The sequence below is a fragment of the Campylobacter concisus UNSWCS genome, assembly GCF_000466685.1.
Classification (GTDB): Bacteria; Campylobacterota; Campylobacteria; order Campylobacterales; family Campylobacteraceae; genus Campylobacter_A; species Campylobacter_A concisus_A.
Genome location: NZ_ANNG01000023.1, coordinates 1 through 1086, shown reverse-complemented (window position 1 = coordinate 1086; position 1086 = coordinate 1). Strand labels below are relative to the sequence as shown.

The 1086-nt window shown below is 39.3% G+C and carries 1 protein-coding gene; it reads right to left on the bottom strand.

The annotated features are described in order from the left end of the window. Positions 1-60 precede the first annotated feature (60 nt). Positions 61-1086, bottom strand: a 1026-nt coding sequence (locus UNSWCS_RS05980; RefSeq protein WP_035143616.1) for a methyl-accepting chemotaxis protein, incomplete at its 5' end; no start/stop codon positions are given.

Here is a 1086-nt window from a genome sequence, read left to right as displayed (position 1 = left end):
TAAATTTAAAAAGGTCTAGCCAAAGCTAGACCTAAAAATATTAGCTTAAGAGGTAAAAACTTAAGTTCTAAAGACACTTAGTTTAGTATTTAGCGCATCTGTCATCTTATTTAGATGTTCAGCCGCAGAAGCTATCTCTTCTACGCTTCTAGCATTTTCAGATGAAATTTGATTGATCTCTGAGATGCCATCCATGATCTCATTTACATTCTTGCCAGTTGCGATGTAGTCTTGCATAGTCTTGTCAGACATCGCTATGGCGTTATTCATCGTTGCGCTCATATCATTTATCGTCTTTTCAACGTCGCTTGCCACATGGGTTAGCTCTTGAATTTGCTTAGAGTTGATACCCATTTGCTCACTGCTATCATTTATCGCTTGAACGATAACGTTGATAGTTGCATTTATCTCTGTTAGAGACTTTTGAGTTCTCTCAGCTAGCTGTCTAACTTCATCAGCTACAACTGCAAAGCCACGTCCGTGTTCTCCTGCACGTGCTGCTTCTATGGCTGCGTTAAGCGCAAGTAGGTTTGTCTGATCAGCTATGTCGTTGATAACAACAAGGACTGATTTAACCTGCTCGGCATCACGGCTAAGCTGCTCGATCTTGCCAGCCATTTGATTTTCAACATTAGCAGAATCAACAATCTGAGATGATAGGGCTCTGATAGCCTCAGTAGCTGTTTTTATATGAGTGCTTGCCTTTTGAAGGTCATCTTTACCAGCTTGAGCAATTGAAAGTGACTCTTTCATGCTTTCTTGCATAGACTTGCATCTTTGATTTGTCTCTTCAACGATCTGGGTTGATTCTTCTACGCGCTTGCCTGTTTGAAGTGAGGTAGAGCTTAGCTCGTTTGCAACTGAGCTATTTTCGCTTGAAAGGTTTTTAGTATCGCTTATAAGCACTCTTATGCGCTCTATGAAGTTATTTATATCATTGCTTATTTTAGCTATCTCGTCTTTGCCGTAGATTGGGATTTTAAGTGTAAAGTCAGATGTTATAGCATTTAAATTTGCTCCTAGTCTATCGATAGGATTTGCAACTAGCTTTTTAAGCAAGAAGATAGATACTATGATAAGAAGCAA